Below are 21,751 nucleotides of genomic sequence, written 5' to 3' on the forward strand. Positions count from 1 at the left end.
AACCATGAACGCGCCGTACGACGGTGACCGCGGTCAAAGCGCGGGCGGCGGCAGCGCGCCTTCCGGCGGGATGCCCCCCGCGGCGGGCCATGTGCCGCCCCCGGTCCCGCCGCCCGCCCCTGATCCGTACGTCCAGCACGCCTACGAGCAGGATCCGTACGGCAGCCAGGACCTCGCCGCCCAGGACCCGGTCGGCGAGGCGCTCTACGACAGAGCGGCACACCCGCCGCCCCCGCCCGGCACCTACGAAGAGCCCCCGCCGCTCTACCAGCAGCCCGCCGCGCCGCAGTACGCCCCGGACCCGAGGGTCTGGGCGCAGACCCCGCCACCCGAGCCCGACGGACCGTCCCGTCATCTCCCTTACGGTGACGACGCCAGGACCGTTCAGTTCACCGGGGTCGACGACCTCGTCACGCACGCCGCCGAGGAGCAGCCCGAGCCGGACGCGTTCGCGCACCTCTACCGGGACCAGCAGGGGCACGGGCAGCCGCCCGCCCCGCAGGAGCCCGAACCGGCGCCCGCCCCCGCGCCCGTCCCGAAGAAGTCCGGTGGCGGTCGTGCGTCGAGCCTGCTGAAGTCGAGCGCCGTGATGGCGGCCGGCACGCTGGTCTCCCGCCTCACCGGTTTCGTACGCAGCCTGGTGATCACGGGTGCCCTGGGCGCCGCCCTGCTCGGTGACACCTACACCGTCGCGGCCACCCTGCCGACGATGATCTACATCCTGACCGTCGGCGGTGGCCTCAACTCCGTCTTCGTTCCTCAGCTCGTTCGCTCGATGAAGGACGACGAGGACGGCGGCGAGGCGTACGCCAACCGGCTGCTGACGCTCGTCATGGTCGCGCTCGGCCTGATCGTCACCCTCGCCGTGTTCGGCGCGCCCCTGCTGATCCGCGCCATGTCGGACACCATCGCGAGCGACGCCGCGGCGAACAGCGTGGCCGTCACCTTCGCGCGTTTCTGCCTGCCCACGATCTTCTTCATGGGCGTCCACGTGGTGATGGGTCAGATCCTCAACGCCCGGGGCAAGTTCGGCGCGATGATGTGGACTCCAGTCCTCAACAACATCGTCGTCATCTTCACCTTCTCCATGTTCATCTGGGTCTACGGATCCTCCGCCGAGTCCGAGATGGGCGTCACGACCATTCCGGACGAAGGCATCCGCCTGCTCGGCATCGGCACCCTGCTGGGTCTGGTCGTCCAGGCCCTGGCGATGGTTCCGTACCTGCGTGAGGCCGGGTTCCGCTTCCGCCCCCGCTTCGACTGGAAGGGCCACGGCCTCGGCAAGACGGTCAAGTTGGCCAAGTGGACGGTCCTGTTCGTCCTCGCCAACCAGGCCGGCGTCGTCGTCGTCACCCAGCTCGCCACGGCCGCGGGCAAGGCCTCCGGCACGGACGGCGCGGGCTTCCTCGCCTACTCCAACGCCCAGCTCATCTGGGGCATGCCGCAGGCCATCATCACCGTCTCGGTCATGGCGGCGCTGCTTCCGCGCATCTCCCGAGCCGCCCACGACAACGACCCGGGCGCCGTCCGCGACGACATCTCGCAGGGACTGCGGAACTCCGCCGTCGCGATCGTGCCGGTCGCGTTCATGTTCCTCGCCCTCGGCGTCCCGATGTGCACCCTGCTGTACGCGTCCAGCGGTACCGAGGCCGCCCGCAGCATGGGCTTCATCCTGATGGCCTTCGGCCTCGGACTCATCCCGTACTCGGTGCAGTACGTCGTCCTCCGTGGCTTCTACGCCTACGAGGACACCCGAACGCCCTTCTACAACACCGTGATCGTGGCCGGCGTCAACGCGGCGGCCTCGGCGGCCTGCTACGTCCTTCTCCAGCCCCGCTGGGCCGTCGTCGGCATGGCGGCCTCCTACGGCCTCGCCTATGCCGTCGGCGTCGGTGTCGCCTGGCGGCGGCTGCGCAACCGGCTGGGCGGCGACCTGGACGGCGCACACGTCGTCCGCACCTACGCCCGGCTCTGCATGGCGTCCGTCCCCGCGGCGGTCCTCGGCGGCGCCGCGGGCTTCGGCATCCTCAAAACCCTGGGCGACGACGCCCTGGGGTCACTCGCGGCACTTGTGGGCGGTGGGATCGTACTGATGGGCGTGTTCTACATCGGGGCACGGAAGATGCGGATCGCGGAGCTCAACGCCATGGTCGGCATGGTCCGCGGCCGTCTCGGACGCTGAGAACGAGGGCTCGCACAACCATCGTCGGCGGCCGCGTGTCGTGCATAGCGCCGGACTGTGGGCACAATTGGCATGGCTGTTGGATGTGGCGCAACGGATGGGGAGGCAGGAACGACGGTGGCGGAACGTAGCACGGCTGCCGTCGACGTGGCCGACAACAGCGGAGACGACCCGCTGACCGCCAAGGCGGACAAGGCCGCGAGCGACGGGGTGGCGGAAGCGCAGGACGCGGCGGAGCAGTCCGCCAAGGACAGCGACGGCGAACGGCGGGACAGCGAGCAGTCCGTCATCACGGCGCCAGAGCTCCACAGTGGCCACAAACTCGCCAGACGGTACCGGCTCGAGGAGTGCGTCACCCGTTTGGACGGGTTCAGCAGTTGGCGGGCCGTCGACGAGAAACTGCGCCGTGCCGTCGGCGTCCATATCCTCCCCGCCGATCACCCGCGGGCCCGTTCGGTGCTGGCCGCGGCGCGCTCCTCGGCGCTCCTCGGCGACCCCCGGTTCGTCCAGGTCCTGGACGCGGTCGAGGAGAACGACCTCGTCTATGTCGTCCACGAGTGGCTCCCCGACGCCACCGAACTCACCGCGCTGCTCGCGGCCGGTCCGCTCGAGCCGCACGATGCCTACCAGCTCGTCAGCCAGGTCTCCCAGGCCATGGCCGCCGCCCACCGTGAAGGCCTCGCCCACCTGCGGCTCACCCCGAGCGCCGTCCTGCGCAGCTCCACCGGTCAGTACCGGATCCGCGGACTCGCCGTGAACGCCGCCCTGCGCGGCATCAGTGCCGACCGTCCCCAGCGCACCGACACCGAGGCGATCGGCGCTCTGCTGTACGCGGCGCTGACCAAGCGCTGGCCGTACGAGAACGACGCCTACGGTCTGTCGGGGCTGCCCAAGGGTGTCGGGCTGATCCCGCCGGACCAGGTACGGGCCAACGTGCACCGCGGCCTGTCCGAGATCGCCATGCGCGCCCTGGTCAACGACGGTGCGACCGCGTCCCGCCAGGAGCCTCCCTGCACCACGCCCGACGAGCTGGCCAAGGCCGTCGCGGCCATGCCCCGGATCCGCCCGCCGGAGCCCGACTTCCCGACGCCCCTCGAGTACCAGCGCACGACCTACCAGCAGGGCAACTACGGCCGTTCCCCGCGCCCCGGTACGGCGGCCACCGTCGCCGCCGCGGTGGTCCCGCCGCCCCCGCTGCAGAGCCGTACGGGCAAGGCCCTCAAGTGGGCCGTGTCGGCGCTCCTCATCGCGGCCCTCGGCCTGGGCAGCTGGCAGGTCGCCGACAAGCTGCTCGACCGGCAGACCAACGAGAAGACCGGCGAAACCGGTACCCAGACGTCTCCGGGCGGCCAGAACCAGAAGAAGCCGCAGAAGCCCCCGCAGCCGCTGCGGATCGCCGACGCCGGTGAGTTCATGCCCGGCGGATCCGGGATACAGGTCGACGAGGTACCGAACGCGGTGGACGACAAGACCGATACCGCGTGGATCACCCCGCAGTATTTCGGTTACGCCAACTTCGGCAATTACACCAACCGCAAGCAGGGCAGCGGCATCATCGTCGACCTCGGCAGCGTGCAGAATGTCCGCGGCATCGACGTGACCATGTACCGCGCGGGCCAGAAGGTACAGGTGCTGGCGGCCGACGAGGGAGCGAACGATCCCAGCAGGCAGGACGACTTCCCGCACGTCTTGACGAAGCTCGACGTGGTGGGGGACCGGCTCAAGGCGACCGTGGAGAAGCCCGTGCGCACGCGCTATGTGCTCATCCACATCACCGAGCTGCCGTCCGACGGGACGGGAGACGGATACCGTGGCGGCATTTCCGAGATCCAGGTGCTCGGCTGACGGGTGCCGCCCGACAGAGGTGGTTGCCCAGGGCGGTAGGGAGAGGGGGGAGGTGGCGGCATGACGAGCGGGGCGTCCGAGGAAATCAGCGACCAGGATCTCCTGGCACGCCATGTCGCCGGCGATCCGGACGCCTTCGGTGAGCTCGTACGCCGCCACCGCGACCGGCTCTGGGCCGTCGCCCTGCGCACCCTGGGGGACCGCGAGGAGGCCGCCGACGCGGTCCAGGACGCCCTGGTGTCCGCCTTCCGGGCCGCCCATACCTTCCGGGGCCATTCCGCTGTCACGACCTGGCTGCACCGCATCACCGTGAACGCCTGCCTCGACCGGGCACGCAAGGCCGCCTCCCGCAGGACATCACCGGTCGACGACACCGAGCGGCTGGAACAGCTCCTGGAGCCCCACGAGTCGGCCGAGGCCCCGGCCGAGCGGCAGGACCTCCACCGCGAGCTGCTCGCCGCGCTCGGGAAGCTCCCCGAGGACCAGCGCGCCGCTCTCGTGCTGGTGGACATGCAGGGTTATCCGGTCGCCGAGGCGGCACGGGTCCTCGACGTACCGACCGGGACGGTCAAGAGCCGCTGTGCGCGAGGCAGGGCCCGGCTTCTCCCACTGCTCACTCATCTGCGCGGTGACACCGTGGATAACGATGGTGTGGACCGGGGAAGGAACCGGACGCCAGGGACATCCGTCCCACCGGCGTCGGGACCAAGGGATGCAGGACCAAGTGATCCTGCTGCTGTGAAGGGCGGAGGTGGGCGCGCGTGACATCCACGACCGACACGACTCAGCACCCGGACGTCTCGGAGATCTCCGACCTCACCGAAGGGCTTCTGCCTCCGTCCCGGACGGCCGATGTGCGCGCGCATCTGGATGGCTGCGCCCTGTGCGCCGATGTCCGGTCCTCCCTGGAGGAGATCCGCGGGCTGCTGGGCACTCTCCCGGGCCCGGCCCGGATGCCGGCTGACATCGCCGAGCGCATCGACGCCGCCCTGGCAGCCGAAGCGCTGCTGGATGCCACGGCCCCCGCAGAGGCGGCGGGGCATGTTTCACGTGAAACAGCGCCCTCCCCCGTCACCCCCGAGCCAGTCCCTGCCGACCGTCCCGCCGGCCGTCCACGTGCCGCCACGGGCCCCGGCCGTGGGCGTCCCGCCCGGCGTCGGCGTCGTACGGCCGTCCTCGGCGCGGTCTTCGGGGCGGCCGCCTTGGGAGTGAGCGTCCTTCTCTTCCAGGCCATCCAGACCGGGGACGACCCCCGTGCGTCGAAGACGGCCGACACCGCCATCAGCGCACCCGACGACAGGACGTTCTCCGGTGCGGCCGTGGAGGACCGGGTCGAGGCGCTGCTCAAGGCCGAGAAGACCTCCAACTCCCCCCGAACCGAGAAGCAGCCCCCCTCGGTCGACAACCCGTCGACGATGTTCACGGAAGAGGCCGTGACGGTACCGGCTTGCATCCAGGCGGGCACCGCCCGCAGCGATCAGGCTCTCGCCGCGCAGCCGGGAACGTTCGACGGCAAGCCCGCCTATCTGGTGGTCCTGCCGCACGCCACCGATCCGTCACGGGTCCAGGCGTACGTCCTCGACGCTTCCTGCATCGCCACGCAGAAGAGCACCAAGGCGGATGTTCTGCTGACACAGGCCTACCCTCGTCCCTGACTCACGCTCCGTGCCGCTCGGACACCTCGGGAATGCACGCCCCGTAGGATCCGTTGGGTGGGGTGAGAGTCCTAGACCCGGCCCCCCTAGGCAGTAGGCAGTCTGCAGAGACGAGGAAGAAACCCGTGAGCGACGTCCGTAACGTGATCATCATCGGCTCCGGGCCCGCCGGCTACACGGCCGCGCTGTATACGGCGCGAGCTTCGCTGAAGCCGCTGGTCTTCGAAGGTGCCGTCACCGCCGGTGGTGCGCTCATGAACACGACCGACGTGGAGAACTTCCCCGGCTTCCGGGACGGGATCATGGGCCCGGACCTCATGGACAACATGCGGGCCCAGGCCGAGCGCTTCGGCGCCGAGCTCGTCCCGGACGATGTCGTCTCGGTCGACCTGACCGGCGACATCAAGACCGTGACCGACACGGCCGGCACGGTGCACCGCGCCAAGGCCGTGATCGTGACGACCGGCTCGCAGCACCGCAAGCTGGGCCTGCCGAACGAGGACGCGCTGTCGGGCCGCGGCGTCTCCTGGTGCGCCACCTGCGACGGGTTCTTCTTCAAGGACCAGGACATCGCCGTGGTGGGTGGCGGCGACACCGCCATGGAGGAGGCGACCTTCCTCTCCCGGTTCGCCAAGTCGGTCACCATCATCCACCGCCGTGACACCCTGCGGGCCTCCAAGGCCATGCAGGAGCGTGCCTTCGCCGACCCGAAGATCAAGTTCGCGTGGGACAGCGAGGTGGCGGTGATCCACGGCGAGCAGAAGCTCACCGGTCTGACGCTGCGCAACACCAAGACCGGCGAGACGTCCGAGCTGCCGGTGACCGGCCTGTTCATCGCCGTGGGCCACGACCCGCGCACGGAGCTGTTCAAGGGTCAGCTGGAGCTCGACGACGAGGGCTACCTCAAGGTGGACGCGCCGTCGACCCGCACCAACCTGACCGGTGTCTTCGGCGCCGGTGACGTCGTGGACCACACCTACCGCCAGGCGATCACGGCCGCCGGCACGGGCTGCTCCGCCGCACTCGACGCGGAGCGCTTCCTGGCGGCTCTCGCCGATGGCGAGAAGGCTGCCGAGCCGGAGAAGACCGCCACGGTCTGACGACCATTCCCCACCCACACCCCGCGAAATGAAGGAGGCCGCCGTGGCCGGCGACCTGAAGAACGTGACCGACGACTCCTTCGAAGAGGATGTCCTCAAGAGCGACAAGCCCGTACTGGTGGACTTCTGGGCCGCCTGGTGCGGCCCGTGCCGCCAGATCGCCCCGTCGCTGGAGGCCATCGCCGCCGAGCACGGTGACCAGATCACGGTCGTCAAGCTCAACATCGACGAGAACCCCGCCACGGCCGCCAAGTACGGTGTCATGTCGATCCCGACGCTGAACGTGTACAAGGACGGCGAGGTCGCCAAGACCATCGTCGGCGCCAAGCCGAAGGCCGCGATCGTCCGCGACCTGGAGCCGTTCCTCGGTGAGGCCACGAAGGCCTGACGCCGCTGTTTCACGTGAAACACGAGTGGCCCACCCCATCGGGGTGGGCCACTCGTGTTTTCCCGAACCTGCTCTCCTACCTGACCCTCAAACTCACAGCGGCCTCAGCGCCGGTTCCTTCTGGACGGCTCCCAGCAGGCGGTCGAGCGCCAGCTCCACGTCTTCCTTCCAGGACAGCGTCGTCCGCAGCTCCAGCCGAAGCCTCGGATACGTCGGATGCGGGCGTACCGTTTTGAAGCCCACGGCCAACAGGTGGTCGGCCGGGAGCACGCACGCCGGTTCCTTCCAGCGGGCGTCTCCGAACGCCTCGATGGCCTTGAACCCACGGCGAAGCAAGTCCTTCGCCACGGTCTGCACCATCACGCGCCCCAGTCCCTGCCCCTGATAGCCGGGCGTGATCCAGGCGGTCATGAGCTGGACCGCGTCGGGGGACACCGGGCTCGTCGGGAAGGCCGTGGAGCGCGGCACATAGGCAGGCGGGGCATAGAGAACGAACCCCACCGGTACCTCGTCCACATAGACCACCCGGCCACAGGAGCCCCAGTCCAGCAGCACGGCGGAGATCCAGGCTTCCTTCTCCAGCTCCGGAGTGCCCGCCTTTACCGCGGCTTCTCCACTGACTGGATCAAGCTCCCAGAAGACACACGTGCGGCACCGTTTGGGGAGATCCGGAAGGTTGTCCAACGTGAGCGGTACGAGCCGACGCCCCATGAAGGCTGTTCCTCACTTCCTTCGCCTGCCGCTCCAAGAGCGGCGGTCAGCGCGCTCCGTTCCCGGAGCAGGCTGCCGATGAACCCGCCGACCGCACCGAGTCCGAGTCCTGCTGTCAGCAGTTGGCTGCGGCTCACCTCTCGCATGCCTGGCTCTCCCTCCGAGGTGGATCAGGCGGATGCGCATACCAGAACGCATCGTATCGATCGGGTGATGACACGCATACGGGAAGAGGCCAAAGGGCGGACCGTGTTCCGGTGAACACCGGGACACGGTCCGCCCTGAATCCGTGGCAGCCAGCGCCTGGGCGCGCTTCCACCTCAGCCTTCGTCGTCGGCCTGGTCCTGCTCCTCGGCCAGTCCCTTCTCAAGGACTCGTCCCTCGCCAGGAGCCAGGGTGCCCAGGATGCGCTCCAGGTCCACCATCGAGGCGAACTCGACGACGATCTTGCCCTTCTTCTGACCCAGGTCCACCTTCACCCGTGTCTCAAAACGGTCGGAGAGCCGGGAGGCCAGCTCGGAGAGGGCCGGTGAGACCCGGGCCCCGGCCCGCGGTCGCTTCGCCTTCGGTGTGCTGTTGGGCTCGGAGCCCATCAGCGTCACGATCTCCTCCACGGCCCGGACCGAGAGCCCCTCGGCAACGATCCGGTACGCCAGCTTCTCCTGCGCCTCGGGGTCCTCGACCGAGAGCAGGGCTCTGGCGTGGCCCGCCGACAGCACACCGGCGGCGACCCGGCGCTGGACGGTCGGCGACAAGCGCAGCAGCCGCAGGGTGTTGGAGACCTGTGGACGCGAGCGACCGATGCGATCGGCCAGTTGCTCGTGGGTGCAGTTGAAGTCCTTCAGCAGCTGGTCGTAGGCCATGGCCTCTTCCACCGGGTTCAACTGAGCCCGGTGGAGGTTCTCCAGCAAAGCGTCCAGCAGGAGCTGCTCGTCCTCGGTGGCACGGACGATGGCCGGAATGCTGTCCAGGCCCGCTTCACGGCAGGCGCGCCAGCGACGCTCGCCCATGATGAGCTCATAGCGGTCGGGGCTCAGCTGGCGCACGACAACGGGCTGGAGCAGTCCGACTTCCTTGATGGAGGTCACCAGCTCGGCCAGGGCGTCCTCGTCGAACACCTCTCGCGGCTGGCGCGGATTCGGCGTGATGGCATCCAGCGGAAGCTCGGCGAAGTAGGCGACGGCCGACGCCTCCGGTTCGGCGACCACTTCGGGCTCCGGCGCCGACAGCTCACTGTCGACGGGCGCCTGGCTCTGCGGCAGCGTGGCCAGCTTCCCCGCGGCCACCCCCCGCTCCGCCGTCAGTGACGGAATCGACCCCGGAGAGGTGGACCCCGCACCGACCGACGGTACCGGCCGCTCCTGGGGTGCGGCGGGGATCAGCGCACTGAGCCCCCGTCCCAGCCCCCTACGTCGCTCGCTCACTGGATCCCCTCCGACATGCTGTGCTGGTTGTTCTGGTTACCCATATGGGTGTGCTGGGCGTCGTAGTGGATACCGACTCCCCGCAGGGCGATCTCACGGGCCGCTTCGAGGTACGACAGCGAGCCGCTGGAACCGGGGTCGTACGTCAGGACGGTCTGTCCGTAGCTCGGTGCCTCCGAGATGCGGACGGACCGCGGAATGCTGGTCCGCAGTACCTCGTCGCCGAAGTGGCTGCGCACCTCCTCGGCCACCTGCGACGCGAGCCTGGTCCGGCCGTCGTACATGGTGAGCAGAATGGTCGAGACATGCAGCGCCGGGTTCAGATGGCCGCGTACAAGGTCCACGTTCTTCAGTAGCTGACCGAGGCCCTCCAGCGCGTAGTACTCGCACTGAATGGGAATGAGCACCTCGGCGCCGGCCACCAGGGCGTTGACCGTGAGCAGTCCGAGCGAGGGCGGGCAGTCGATGAGGATGTAGTCCAGCGGCTGCTCATACGCCTGGATCGCCCGCTGCAGGCGGCTTTCCCGCGCCACCAGGGACACCAGCTCGATCTCCGCACCGGCGAGATCGATGGTGGCCGGGGCACAGAAAAGACCCTCGACGTCCGGGACGGGCTGGACCACGTCGGAGAGCGGCTTACTCTCCACCAGGACGTCATAGATCGACGGGACCTCGGCGTGGTGATCAATACCGAGCGCCGTGGAGGCGTTCCCCTGCGGGTCGAGGTCGATGACCAGAACGCGGGCACCATGCAGTGCCAGGGAAGCGGCGAGGTTGACCGTCGTGGTGGTCTTGCCCACCCCGCCCTTCTGGTTGGCGACGACCATGATGCGGGTCTGCTCAGGCCGGGGAAGCCCCTCGCCTGCACGGCCCAGAGCCTCTACCGCCAGTTGGGCAGCTCGTCCAATGGGGGTGTCGTCCATCGGGGGCGGTGTTTCACGTGAAACATCCTCCCCCGCCGATTCGGTACGGGGACCGGGGACCGGATCGGTCATCGGTCCCGCGATGTTGGCGTCGGACCGCAAGGATTCACTCTCCTCGGCTTCAGGCTCGCGATGAACAGAGCCTGCCATGCTTTCGGGGTCGTGAACCAGCGAGGCCCGTGGTTCTGTGGAGAACTCCACCTCTGTGGACAACTCCGTAGCCCTCATGAGTGGCTTACGGTCGCGCGGCGCGGCAGCCGCGCGACCGCGGCTGATGATTCCCTGCAGCAGTGAGCGACGTTTCACGTGAAACATTGATGCACTCGCCGCAGGGTCAGGGAGTCACGACACTCCGAAATGCGTACGTATGAGGATCAACCAGGCGTCAACGGCGACGGCGGGACGTCCGGGCAGCCTTGGCTCGCTTGGCAGCGAACCGAACCCCGCCGGGGCTCTCCCCGACCTCGACGCGCACCACGGTCGACAGGGGATCGACGACGCCTTCACCGACATGGAGAACAGAGGTCCCCACTACGCCCAGCTTGCTCAGTGCCGCCCGGGCACCCTGCAGCTCCTCCTCGGCCGTGTCGCCCTTGAGCGCCAGCATCTCTCCATAGGGACGCAGCAGGGGGACTCCCCAGCCGGCCAGCCGGTCCAGCGGGGCAACGGCACGCGCCGTGACGACATGGACGGGCGGCAGCTTGCCGAGGACCTCCTCGGCGCGTCCGCGCACCACCGTCACATGGTCCAGGCCGAGCAGCTCCACGACCTCCTGGAGGAAGTTCGTACGGCGCAGCAGCGGCTCAAGCAGGGTGATCTTGAGGTCCGGCCGGACCAGGGCCAGTGGGATGCCGGGCAGACCGGCTCCGGAGCCGACATCGCAGACCGTGACCCCCTCGGGCACGACCTCGGAGAGCACCGCGCAGTTCAGCAGGTGCCGCTCCCACAGCCGCGGGACCTCACGGGGGCCGATGAGGCCACGCTTGACGCCCGCGTCCGCGAGGAGCTCCGCGTACCGGACAGCCTCGGGGAAGAACTCACCGAAAACCGTCCGCGCTTCTTGAGGCGCATGGGGAAGCTCTTCTGCCTCCGTCACGGGAACCGTCCTTCCGTACCGCATGACCGCACTGGGCGCTGCTCCCAGTGATCAGTGACTATTAGGCTGACAAAGATCGGCCCCGCCTGCGAACAGACGGGGCCGACACTACGTGGGTGTGGTCAGGCAGGGAGTACGACGACGAAGCGCTGCGGCTCCTCGCCCTCGGACTCACTGCGCAGACCGGCGGCGGCCACCGCGTCGTGCACGACCTTGCGCTCGAACGGGGTCATCGGGTCCAGCTTCACCGGCTCACCGGTGCTCTTCACCTCGTCGGCTGCCTTGGCACCCAGCTCGGCGAGCTCGGTGCGCTTCTTGGCCCGGAACCCGGCGATGTCCAGCATCAACCGACTGCGGTCACCGGTCTCCCGGTGCACAGCGAGACGCGTCAGCTCCTGAAGCGCCTCCAGCACCTCGCCATCGCGGCCGACCAGCTTCTGGAGGTCCCGGCTGCCCGAGTCGCTGATGATCGAGACCGCGGCGCGGTCCGCCTCGACGTCCATGTCGATGTCGCCGTCGAGATCGGCGATGTCGAGGAGACCCTCGAGGTAGTCGGCCGCGATCTCACCCTCCTGCTCCAGGCGGGTCAGGGTGTCGCCACCCTGGGCGGCGGAGGTGGTGCCTTCCGTCACGGATGGACTCCTTCTTACTTCTTGGACGACGGGTGCTTGGGCCGCTGCTGGCCCTTGCGCTGTCCGGACTTGGCTTGGCGTGCGGAACCGCCGGCGGGCTTGGCCGCCTGCTTCGGCTTGGCGTCCTGGGGCTCGTCGGCCTTCTCCAGGGACGTCTTCTCCAGGGACGTCTTCGCCGTGGACTGCTGAGCGCCGCCGGCCTGGCGCTTCGCCTTGGGCTGACGCTTGGGCTGCTGGCGCCGGGTCGCGGCCGCGTTCTCCGCCTCGGCGGTGGCCGGGTCGACCTTCTTCACGGAGCCGTCGGCCTGGGCGGTGAAGCCGGCCTTGGCGAGGGCCGTGACGAACTTGCGCTCGTTGTCGTTGCGGTCCGGGCCCTTGGCCACGATGGCCTGGACGACGGCACGCCGACGGCGGCCGCGGACCTCACCGTGGGAGGTGACGCTCTTCACCAGTCGCTGCAGGTAGTGATCCTGCGCCTTGCTGCCCGGGGTCGGGTTCTGGTTGATCACGTACATCTGCTGGCCCATGGTCCACACGTTGGTGGTCAGCCAGTAGACGAGGACACCGACCGGGAAGTTGATGCCCATCACGGCGAAGATGACCGGGAAGATGTACATCAGCATCTTCTGCTGCTGCATGTACGGGGTCTTCACCGTCAGGTCGACGTTCTTCTGCATCAGCTGGCGCTGGGTGAAGAACTGCGACAGCGACATCAGGACGATCATCACCGCGGTGACGATGCGGACATCCGTCAGCGAAGCGTTGAGCGCCTCGACCTTGGCCGGGTCGTCCATGAACTTCGCGGCGATCGGAGCCCCGAAGATGTGGGCCTCACGGGCGCTGTTCACCAGGTCCTGGTTGAGGACACCGATGGTGTCACCCGAGGCGATCTTGCTCAGCACGTGGTACAGAGCGAAGAAGAACGGCGACTGCGCCAGGATGGGAAGGCACGAGGAGAGCGGGTTGGTGCCCGTCTCCTTGTACAGCTTCATCATCTCTTCGGACTGACGCTGCTTGTCGTTCTTGTAGCGCTCCTGGATCGCCTTCATCTTCGGCTGGAGCGCCTGCATGTTCCGGGTCGACTTGATCTGCTTCACGAAGAGCGGGATCAGGCAGATCCGGATGAGCACCACGAGGGACACGATCGACAGACCCCAGGCCCAGCCCGTGTCCGGTCCGAAAACCGCCCCGTAAAGACTGTGGAACTGGACGATGATCCACGAGACAGGTGTGGTGATGAAGCTGAACAGACTGGCAATCGTGTCCACTAATCAGGCTCCTTGAGCATTGGGCGAGGTCTCTGCGGCCGGGCTCGTCTCGGCGGAGTTCCCGCCCTTGCCGCCGCGCAGCGCGTCGCGCAGCATTTCGTGCCAGCGCGGGCGCTTACGAGGGGGAACATGGTCCACACCGCCGGGCGACCACGGGTTGCACCGCAGAATGCGCCAGGCGGTCAGGGCTGTGCCCTTGACCGCGCCGTGCCGGTCGATGGCCGTGAATCCATAGTGGGAACACGACGGGTAGTACCGGCAGACGGGGCCGAGCAGCGGGCTGATCGTCCACTGGTACAGCTTGATCAGAGCCAGCAGCGGGTACTTCATCGCGCGCCCCCTCCCAGCAACCGCTGAAGGGCGGCATCCAGGTCTCGGGCCAGCTGTGCATGGTGGGCGTCGCCCGCTCCGGGCAGCGCCCGTACTACAACCAGGCTACCGGGGGGCAGTGAAGGCAGCCGGTCGCGCATGAGGTGGCGAAGCCTGCGCTTCACCTGGTTACGCACGACCGCGCCGCCCACTGCCTTGCTGACGACGAAACCCGCACGTGTCGGGGGAGCGCTCTCCCCTGACGCGTGCGGGTCCGTTGCACCGCTTCTTAGGTGGACGACGAGGAGCGGGCGGCCGGCCCGGCGTCCTCGGCGTACCGCGGTCGCGAAGTCCTCGCGCCGCCTCAGCCGATTCTCGGTAGGCAGCACGTCATGACCTGTTAAAGCGATCAGGCGGACAGGTTGGCGCGACCCTTGCTGCGGCGGTTCGCCAGGATGGCGCGGCCGGCGCGGGTACGCATGCGCAGACGGAAACCGTGGGTCTTCGCACGACGACGGTTGTTCGGCTGGAAGGTGCGCTTGCTCACTCGGGGGCTCCAGAAATGATTCGGGTGGTGGCGGGACATCGCCTGGCTGTCACCGTGCGCCCACGAGTAGCTCGCAATACGCCCGAGTGCACCGCTTTCACGATCACTGACCGTGATCTTTGCCCATCGGAGGCAGGCGGCAGCAGCCATCGACAACTCGACCTGGTTACGGTACGCGCGGCTACGCCATCCGGTCAAACCGGCGCCGAGCCGTGGTCCACTATGCACAGGCTGTGGACAACAACTTGAACCACGCGAGCCGCCGCGACTACCGTGACTGAACTCGGATTCCTTTCCTGCCTGTCCTTCCATCCCGTCCCGAGAACCACACATTCGTGGGACCTGTGAGAGAGCGTGCCTTGTGGCTGACGTACCTGCTGATCTTGCCGCAGTGTGGCCACGAGTGCTCGAGCAGCTCCTCGGCGAGGGCCAGCAGGGCATCGAGCCGAAGGACAAGCAATGGGTCGAGCGCTGTCAGCCGCTGGCCCTGGTGGCGGACACCGCTCTGCTCGCCGTCCCCAACGAATGGGGCAAGCGCGTCCTGGAGGGCCGTCTCGCCCCGCTGATCAGCGACACGCTCAGCCGTGAGTGCGGCCGCCCGATCCGGATCGCGATCACGGTCGACGACTCCGCCGGCGACCCGCCGCCCGCCCCGTCGCCACCCGGCAGGCAGCAGCCGCAGCACCAGTACGACGAGCGGCAGCAGAACGAGGCGTACGACAAGCCGTACGAGAAGTACGACGGCTACGGGCACCGCCCCATGCCCGACGACGGGCTGCCGGCCGTGCGCCCCGCCTATCCCGATTACCAGCAGCAGCGCCCCGAGCCGGGCTCCTGGCCGCGCACCCAGGAGGACCTGTCCTGGCAGCAGCCGCGCCTCGGCGGCTTCCAGGACCGCGATCCCTACGCGACGCCCCGCCCGCAGCAGCCGCACCACGACTACCGCGGCCCCGGCCCGCAGGCGTCCGACCCGTCTCCGTACGACCAGCCGCGCGGCGACCGGCGCGAGCTCCCCGAGCCTCCCGGCCAGCGCCCCGGCGGCGTGGGGGGCCCGGCGAGCGGCACCGGAGCGGGCCCCGGATCCGGTGCCGCCGGCGGCCGCCCCGGCGAGCCGCACGCACGGCTGAACCCCAAGTACCTGTTCGACACCTTCGTCATCGGGTCGTCCAACCGGTTCGCGCACGCGGCGGCCGTGGCGGTCGCGGAGGCGCCGGCGAAGGCGTACAACCCCCTGTTCATCTACGGGGAGTCCGGGCTCGGCAAGACGCACCTGCTGCACGCGATCGGGCACTACGCGCGCAGCCTCTACCCCGGTACGCGGGTGCGGTACGTGAGCTCGGAGGAGTTCACCAACGAGTTCATCAACTCCATCCGTGACGGCAAGGGCGACACCTTCCGCAAGCGGTACCGCGACGTGGACATCCTGCTCGTCGACGACATCCAGTTCCTGGCGAGCAAGGAGTCGACGCAGGAGGAGTTCTTCCACACCTTCAACACGCTCCACAACGCAAACAAGCAGATCGTGCTGTCCTCGGACCGGCCGCCCAAGCAGCTGATGACCCTGGAGGACCGGCTGCGCAACCGCTTCGAGTGGGGCCTGACCACCGACGTGCAGCCGCCGGAGCTGGAGACGCGGATCGCGATCCTCCGCAAGAAGGCGGTGCAGGAGCAGCTCAACGCCCCGCCGGAGGTCCTGGAGTTCATCGCCTCCCGCATCTCGCGCAACATCCGCGAGCTGGAGGGTGCGCTCATCCGGGTGACGGCGTTCGCGAGCCTCAACCGGCAGCCGGTCGACCTGGTGCTGACCGAGGGTGTGCTGAAGGACCTGATCCCGGGCGGCGAGGACGCCGCCCCGGAGATCACGGCCCCCGCCATCATGGCGGCGACCGCCGACTACTTCGGGCTCACGGTCGAGGACCTGTGCGGATCGTCGCGAAGCCGCGTGCTGGTGACGGCCCGCCAGATCGCGATGTACCTGTGCCGGGAGCTCACCGACCTGTCACTGCCGAAGATCGGCGCCCAGTTCGGCGGTCGCGACCACACGACGGTGATGCACGCCGACCGGAAGATCCGGGCGCTGATGGCGGAGCGACGCTCGATCTACAACCAGGTCACGGAGCTCACGAACCGCATCAAGAACGGCTGAGGACAGCCGTCCACCACTCGAGCCCCCGCCCCCGGGACGGCCACCACGCCGCCGGGGCCGGGGGCTCGGTGCATCCCGGACGCGATCGGCACAGTCCGGGGCCCGTCCCCGCCATGGCACGGGCGGGCTCGCCGCGTCCCGGGCGCCGGGGGTGGGGAGCGGGTGCTTCGTGCACCGGGCGCCGGGGACGGGGGGGCGCCGGGAGCCGGGGCGGGGCGCCGGGCTGGTGGCGTCGGGACGTGGTCGGGGCGGGCCGGGCGGAGCCCACGGGAGGGGCGGGGAGCGGCGGTACGGCCGGCGACCGGCGCGGGCCGGGGGAGGCGGCGGGGCGTGGGCTGGTGCGTGGCTGTGCGTCCCGAGCGCGGCTCGGGACCGATGACGGTGCTGGGGGCCAGGGGAGCGGGCGGGAGGCGACGCGCGGGGGCCGGTGGCGCGGCACGGAGCGGCGGGCGGACCGCGGGCACTCGAGCGAGGGCGGACGGGGGGTGGACGGCTGCCCTTGGAGGGGTTTCAGAGGCGGGCGCGGGCGGGATTTGCTGGTGTCCACACCCTGTGGCGAGCGGGCGATGTTCGAATAGTTCGGTGGGTCACCGGGTTCTCCACAGCTCTGGGGGCGATCTTCAATCCACAGGGTGGGGACTGCCGAGTTGTCCAGATCGCATCCACAGGGTGAGCTGTGGGGATCACATCCTCGCAGGTCACCCGCTTGTGGATTTGTGGCCGAGCGTGCTCCACAGGCTGTGGACGCGTGACTCGTCCACAGGCCGCTTTCGCGGTTGTCCACCGGCGGCCCACAGGGACCGGTCCATGGTCCACAGCTTCTCCACACCGCTGTCCACTGTTCGGCAACGAAACACCCGGCCTCACCGCGCCGAGTGAAAGCCGTCACACCAAGGAGGTCGGTTGGCCTGTGGGGAAGCTGGGTAAAACTGGGGACGGCGCTGGGGAGAAGTCGGCCTGTGCTGTGCATCGGGTGTGCAGAACTTTCCCGCGTCCACAGACAGGGGTGGTTGTCCACCGGTCCCACCCACAGGCGCGGTGGACAAAAAACCGGGTGTGACCTGGGTGGATGACGTTATCCACGGTTTCCACAGGCCCTACTACTACTCCCACTCAGAGTTACCGGTGAATCCGCTTCGAAGCAGGGCCTGTGCACAACTCGGCCCCGGAGCGCCCGGTGCCTCTTGTCGCGACTTGACCCCGAGCCGCACCGACTGTCGGCGGCGTGCGTCAGACTGGTCCCCGCAGTCGACGAAAGAGCCAGCAACAGCAGGAGGCGGTTCCGGTGAAGATCCGGGTGGAGCGCGATGTACTCGCGGAGGCGGTGGCCTGGGTGGCCCGTAGCCTTCCGGCCCGTCCGCCGGCGCCCGTACTCGCGGGCCTTCTGCTGAAGGCCGAGGACGGCGCGCTGAGCTTCTCCAGCTTCGACTACGAGGTCTCCGCGCGGGTCTCGGTCGAGGCCGAGGTGGAGGAGGACGGCACGGTCCTCGTCTCCGGCCGCCTCCTCGCCGACATCTGCCGCGCCCTCCCCAACCGGCCGGTGGAGATTTCCACAGACGGTGTACGGGCGACCGTGGTCTGCGGCTCCTCCCGGTTCACCCTCCACACCATGCCTGTGGAGGAGTACCCGGCGCTGCCCGAGATGCCCACCGCGACCGGCACCGTCCCGGGCGAGATCTTCGCCTCCGCCGCCGCCCAGGTCGCCATCGCGGCCGGACGCGACGACACGCTGCCCGTCCTCACCGGCGTACGCATCGAGATCGAAGGCGACACGGTCACGCTGGCGTCGACCGACCGGTACCGCTTCGCCGTCCGTGAGTTCCTGTGGAAGCCGGAGTCGCCCGACGCCTCCGCGGTCGCCCTGGTGCCCGCCAAGACGCTGCTGGACACCGCCAAGGCGCTGACGAGCGGCGACACCGTCACCCTGGCGCTGTCGGGCTCCGGCAAGGGCGAGGGCCTGATCGGCTTCGAGGGCGCGGGCCGGCGCACGACCACCCGCCTGCTCGAAGGCGACCTCCCGAAGTACCGCACGCTGTTCCCCACCGAGTTCAACTCGGTCGCGGTGATCGAGACGGCGCCGTTCGTCGAGGCCGTGAAGCGTGTGGCGCTGGTGGCCGAGCGGAACACTCCGGTCCGGCTGAGCTTCGAGCAGGGTGTGCTCATCCTGGAGGCCGGTTCCAGCGACGACGCACAGGCTGTGGAGCGTGTGGACGCGCAGCTGGAGGGCGACGACATCTCGATCGCCTTCAACCCGACGTTCCTGCTGGACGGCCTGAGCGCGATCGACTCCCCGGTCGCCCAGCTCTCCTTCACCACCTCCACCAAGCCGGCGCTGCTGAGCGGCAAGCCGGCCGTGGACGCCGAGGCGGACGAGGCCTACAAGTACCTGATCATGCCGGTGCGGCTGAGCGGCTGAGGCCGCCCTGGGGTCGGTGCGCCTGAGTGGCTGATCAGGCGCCTGATGAGCGCCTGACCCCACAGGTGTGCGCCCGCGTCCCGGCGTAGGCTCGGACGCGGGTACGAACTCTCCGCACACAACGATTGAGGAATCTCTGATGGAGCTCGGTCTCGTCGGTCTCGGCAAGATGGGCGGCAACATGCGCGAGCGCATCCGCCGCGCGGGTCACACCGTCATCGGATACGACCGCAACCCTGACCTCGCCGATGTCCACAGCCTCGAGGAGCTTGTGGGCAAGCTCAAGGGCCCCCGCGTCGTGTGGGTCATGGTCCCGGCCGGTGCCGCGACCCAGTCCACGATCGACGAGCTCGGTGAGCTGCTCTCCCCCGGCGACGTCGTCGTCGACGGCGGCAACTCGCGCTGGACGGACGACGAGAAGCACGCGGCCGAGCTGGCCGACAAGGGCATCGGGTTCGTCGACTGCGGCGTCTCCGGCGGCGTGTGGGGCCTGGAGAACGGCTACGCGCTGATGTACGGCGGCGACGCCGAGAACGTGGCGAAGGTCCAGCCGATCTTCGACGCGCTCAAGCCGGAGGGCGAGTTCGGCTCCGTCCACGCGGGCAAGGTCGGCGCGGGCCACTTCGCCAAGATGGTCCACAACGGCATCGAGTACGCCATGATGCAGGCGTACGCCGAGGGCTGGGAGCTCCTGGAGAAGGTCGACTCCGTCACCGACGTGCGCGAGGTCTTCCGCTCCTGGCAGGAGGGCACGGTCATCCGTTCCTGGCTGCTGGACCTGGCGGTCAACGCGCTGGACGAGGACGAGCACCTGGACCGGCTGCGCGGTTACGCACAGGACTCCGGCGAGGGCCGGTGGACCGTGGAGGCCGCCATCGACAACGCGGTCCCGCTGCCGGCGATCACCGCGTCGCTGTTCGCACGGTTCGCCTCCCGCCAGGACGACTCGCCCCAGATGAAGATGATCGCCGCGCTGCGCAACCAGTTCGGTGGCCACGCGGTCGAGTCCAAGAAGTAGGTCCACAGGCTGTGCACCCGGTGGTGCACGGCATGCCGGGGGAAGGTCGGCGCACACCATGCACGTCACGCATCTGTCGCTGGCCGACTTCCGCTCGTACGCCCGGGTCGAGGTCCCTCTCGATCCGGGCGTCAGCGTTTTCGTGGGCGCCAACGGGCAGGGCAAGACCAACCTGGTCGAGGCGGTCGGTTACCTGGCGACGCTCGGCAGCCACCGGGTGTCGTCCGACGCGCCCCTGGTGCGCATGGGCGCCGAGCGGGCGATCATCCGGGCGGCGGTCCGGCAGGGCGAGCGGTCGCAGCTGGTCGAGCTGGAGCTCAACCCGGGCCGGGCGAACCGGGCCCGTATCAACAGGTCGTCCCAGGTCAGGCCGCGCGATGTGCTGGGGATCGTCCGGACGGTGCTGTTCGCGCCCGAGGACCTGGCGCTGGTGAAGGGCGACCCGGGCGAGCGGCGGCGCTTCCTGGACGAGCTGATCACGGCGCGTTCCCCGCGGATGGCGGGCGTGCGGTCCGACTACGAGCGGGTGCTGCGGCAGCGGAACACGCTGCTGAAGTCGGCGGCCATGGCGCGGCGGCACGGTGGCCGTTCCATGGACCTGTCCACGCTGGACGTGTGGGACCAGCACCTCGCACGGGCCGGCGCGGAGCTGCTGGCGCAGCGCCTCGACCTGGTCGCGACGCTCCAGCCGCTGGCGGACAAGGCGTACGAGCAACTGGCGCCGGGCGGCGGGCCGGTGGCCCTGGAGTACAAGGGAGCCGTCTCCGGGGCGCACGGCCGGGAGGCCCTGTACGAGGGGCTGCTCGCCGCCATGGCCGAGGTGCGCAAGCAGGAGATCGAGCGGGGCGTCACGCTGGTGGGCCCCCACCGCGACGACCTGGTGCTCAAGCTGGGCGAGCTGCCGGCGAAGGGGTACGCCAGCCATGGCGAGTCCTGGTCGTACGCCCTTTCGCTGCGGCTGGCCTCCTACGACCTGCTGCGGGGCGAGGGCAACGAGCCGGTGCTCGTGCTCGACGACGTCTTCGCGGAACTGGACGCGCGGCGCCGTGAGCGGCTGGCGGAGCTGGTCGCGCCGGGTGAGCAGGTGCTGGTGACGGCGGCGGTCGACGACGATGTGCCGGGGGTGCTGGCGGGGACGCGGTACGGGGTGTCGGAGGGGTCGGTGGAGCGGCTGTGACGACTGATCCTCTGCCGGACCCGTCGGCGTCTTCGATGCCTTCCGTTCCCTCGATGCCTTCGATGCCTTCCTCTCCTTCCGTTCCGGAGCCGTCCGGGGTCGACCTGGCGCGGGTCGCGCTGCGCGCGGCCAAGGAGCAGGCGAAGGCGCGGGGCGCGGCGGCGCAGCAGAAGAAGCAGGCCCGTCGGGGCGGCGGGCTGCGTTCGGGCGCCCGCGCGGACGGGCGGGATCCGCTGCCGCTGGGCGCCGCGATCAACCGGCTGATCACCGAACGCGGGTGGGAGACCCCGGCCGCGGTGGGTGGCGTGATGGGCCGGTGGCCGCAGATCGTGGGCGAGGACCTGGCGAAACACTGCGTGCCGCTGCGGTACGACGAGGACCCGGAGGAGCGGGTGCTCACCGTGCAGTGCGACTCCACCGCGTGGGCCACGCAACTGCGGCTGCTGGCGCCGCGGCTGGTGGCCCGGCTGAACGAGGACCTGGGGCACGGGACGGTCCGGGTGATCAAGGTACTGGGGCCGGGCGGGCCCCGACGGGGATACGGCGGCCCACTGCGGGCGCCGGGCAGCACGGGGCCGGGCGACACGTACGGCTGACCGGTGGCCCGGCTCGGCGCTGACGGGTGTGGGACTGTCCGGCTGTCCATCCCCCCGATCCCACCGCCCCTCGATCCCACCGTCCTCCACGCCCCGCCGCCCCCTCCCGCCGAGGCGACCGCGGAAGCGAGCCCCCGGCCCGGGCGCCCCGGCCTCCGGGAAGCGAGCCCCCGGCCCGGGCGCCCCGGCCTCCGGGAAGCGGGCCTCCGGGCGCCCCGGCCCCCGGGCCCCCACACCGTCGGCACCCGTCGGCGGAGGCCGCTGGGGCCTGGGGGGAGCGGGGGTGGGGTGAGGTGGTCGTCACCGTTGCTGGAGGTT

20 protein-coding genes are annotated in these 21,751 nt (G+C 69.5%); 11 read left to right on the top strand and 9 right to left on the bottom strand.

Annotation, left to right across the window (positions count from 1 at the left end; all coding sequences use genetic code 11):
• The first annotated feature begins 4 nt into the window (after window positions 1-4).
• From murJ to trxA, 6 genes are all read left to right on the top strand, one after another.
• Window positions 5-2,182: a murein biosynthesis integral membrane protein MurJ gene (murJ, locus tag ACZ6C1_RS14090; protein ID WP_469240717.1), complete on the top strand. Its 2,178-nt coding sequence runs from the start codon at window positions 5-7 to the stop codon at window positions 2,180-2,182.
• Between the two features lie 117 nt (window positions 2,183-2,299).
• A complete protein-coding gene (locus tag ACZ6C1_RS14095; protein ID WP_469240719.1) occupies window positions 2,300-4,027 on the top strand; it encodes a protein kinase family protein in 1,728 nt (575 codons plus the stop codon).
• Window positions 4,028-4,087: 60 nt separating this feature from the next.
• Window positions 4,088-4,792 (top strand): RNA polymerase sigma factor SigM, encoded by a 705-nt coding sequence (gene sigM, locus ACZ6C1_RS14100; RefSeq protein WP_469240721.1) that lies wholly within the window; start codon window positions 4,088-4,090, stop codon window positions 4,790-4,792.
• Window positions 4,789-5,682 carry an anti-sigma factor gene (locus ACZ6C1_RS14105; RefSeq protein ID WP_469240723.1) on the top strand — a complete coding sequence of 298 codons (894 nt, stop codon included), beginning with the start codon at window positions 4,789-4,791 and terminating at the stop codon, window positions 5,680-5,682. Before sigM ends, ACZ6C1_RS14105 begins: the two co-directional genes overlap by 4 nt.
• 125 nt (window positions 5,683-5,807) lie before the next feature.
• Window positions 5,808-6,782, top strand: coding sequence for a thioredoxin-disulfide reductase (gene trxB, locus ACZ6C1_RS14110; protein ID WP_469240726.1), 975 nt, complete (start codon window positions 5,808-5,810; stop codon window positions 6,780-6,782).
• Between the two features lie 43 nt (window positions 6,783-6,825).
• A complete protein-coding gene (trxA, locus tag ACZ6C1_RS14115) occupies window positions 6,826-7,170 on the top strand; it encodes a thioredoxin (protein ID WP_469240728.1) in 345 nt (114 codons plus the stop codon).
• Between the two features lie 93 nt (window positions 7,171-7,263).
• Here trxA and ACZ6C1_RS14120 read toward each other — a convergent pair whose 3' ends face one another.
• The 9 genes from ACZ6C1_RS14120 to rpmH form a co-directional block, all read right to left on the bottom strand.
• Window positions 7,264-7,881, bottom strand: a complete 618-nt coding sequence (locus ACZ6C1_RS14120; RefSeq protein ID WP_469240730.1) for a GNAT family N-acetyltransferase — start codon at window positions 7,879-7,881, stop codon at window positions 7,264-7,266.
• A gap of 320 nt (window positions 7,882-8,201) precedes the next feature.
• Window positions 8,202-9,305 carry a ParB/RepB/Spo0J family partition protein gene (locus ACZ6C1_RS14125; RefSeq protein ID WP_469240731.1) on the bottom strand — a complete coding sequence of 368 codons (1,104 nt, stop codon included), beginning with the start codon at window positions 9,303-9,305 and terminating at the stop codon, window positions 8,202-8,204.
• On the bottom strand, window positions 9,302-10,378 hold the full coding sequence (locus ACZ6C1_RS14130) for a ParA family protein (protein WP_469241217.1): 1,077 nt from the start codon (window positions 10,376-10,378) through the stop codon (window positions 9,302-9,304). Before ACZ6C1_RS14130 ends, ACZ6C1_RS14125 begins: the two co-directional genes overlap by 4 nt.
• A 235-nt stretch (window positions 10,379-10,613) precedes the next feature.
• Window positions 10,614-11,324 (bottom strand): 16S rRNA (guanine(527)-N(7))-methyltransferase RsmG, encoded by a 711-nt coding sequence (gene rsmG, locus ACZ6C1_RS14135; RefSeq protein ID WP_469240734.1) that lies wholly within the window; start codon window positions 11,322-11,324, stop codon window positions 10,614-10,616.
• Window positions 11,325-11,446: 122 nt separating this feature from the next.
• Window positions 11,447-11,956 (bottom strand): Jag family protein, encoded by a 510-nt coding sequence (locus ACZ6C1_RS14140; RefSeq protein ID WP_469240736.1) that lies wholly within the window; start codon window positions 11,954-11,956, stop codon window positions 11,447-11,449.
• A gap of 14 nt (window positions 11,957-11,970) precedes the next feature.
• Entirely contained in the window at window positions 11,971-13,224 is a 1,254-nt protein-coding gene (gene yidC / locus ACZ6C1_RS14145; protein ID WP_469240738.1) for a membrane protein insertase YidC, read from the bottom strand.
• A gap of 3 nt (window positions 13,225-13,227) precedes the next feature.
• On the bottom strand, window positions 13,228-13,554 hold the full coding sequence (gene yidD, locus ACZ6C1_RS14150; RefSeq protein ID WP_073756493.1) for a membrane protein insertion efficiency factor YidD: 327 nt from the start codon (window positions 13,552-13,554) through the stop codon (window positions 13,228-13,230).
• The gene (rnpA, locus tag ACZ6C1_RS14155; RefSeq protein WP_469240740.1) at window positions 13,551-13,922 is read right to left on the bottom strand and encodes a ribonuclease P protein component; all 372 of its coding nucleotides are present in this window, start codon (window positions 13,920-13,922) and stop codon (window positions 13,551-13,553) included. Before rnpA ends, yidD begins: the two co-directional genes overlap by 4 nt.
• Before the next feature lie 20 nt (window positions 13,923-13,942).
• Entirely contained in the window at window positions 13,943-14,080 is a 138-nt protein-coding gene (rpmH, locus tag ACZ6C1_RS14160; protein ID WP_018846094.1) for a 50S ribosomal protein L34, read from the bottom strand.
• 361 nt (window positions 14,081-14,441) lie between these two features.
• Between rpmH and dnaA the strand changes: the two genes are divergently transcribed.
• The 5 genes from dnaA to ACZ6C1_RS14185 all read left to right on the top strand — a co-directional run bounded on the left by dnaA (window position 14,442) and on the right by ACZ6C1_RS14185 (window position 21,433).
• The gene (gene dnaA / locus ACZ6C1_RS14165) at window positions 14,442-16,226 is read left to right on the top strand and encodes a chromosomal replication initiator protein DnaA (protein ID WP_469240742.1); all 1,785 of its coding nucleotides are present in this window, start codon (window positions 14,442-14,444) and stop codon (window positions 16,224-16,226) included.
• Window positions 16,227-17,511: 1,285 nt separating this feature from the next.
• Window positions 17,512-18,642: a DNA polymerase III subunit beta gene (gene dnaN, locus ACZ6C1_RS14170; protein WP_469240744.1), complete on the top strand. Its 1,131-nt coding sequence runs from the start codon at window positions 17,512-17,514 to the stop codon at window positions 18,640-18,642.
• A 139-nt stretch (window positions 18,643-18,781) separates the two neighbouring features.
• Complete coding sequence (gnd, locus tag ACZ6C1_RS14175) at window positions 18,782-19,660, top strand: phosphogluconate dehydrogenase (NAD(+)-dependent, decarboxylating) (RefSeq protein ID WP_469240746.1); 879 nt, start codon at window positions 18,782-18,784, stop codon at window positions 19,658-19,660.
• A 58-nt stretch (window positions 19,661-19,718) separates the two neighbouring features.
• Window positions 19,719-20,837 (top strand): DNA replication/repair protein RecF, encoded by a 1,119-nt coding sequence (gene recF / locus ACZ6C1_RS14180; RefSeq protein ID WP_469240748.1) that lies wholly within the window; start codon window positions 19,719-19,721, stop codon window positions 20,835-20,837.
• 62 nt (window positions 20,838-20,899) lie between these two features.
• A complete protein-coding gene (locus ACZ6C1_RS14185) occupies window positions 20,900-21,433 on the top strand; it encodes a DciA family protein (protein ID WP_469240750.1) in 534 nt (177 codons plus the stop codon).
• Window positions 21,434-21,751: the final 318 nt, after the last annotated feature.

The sequence above is a fragment of the Streptomyces sp. NPDC041796 genome (genome assembly GCF_055590785.1).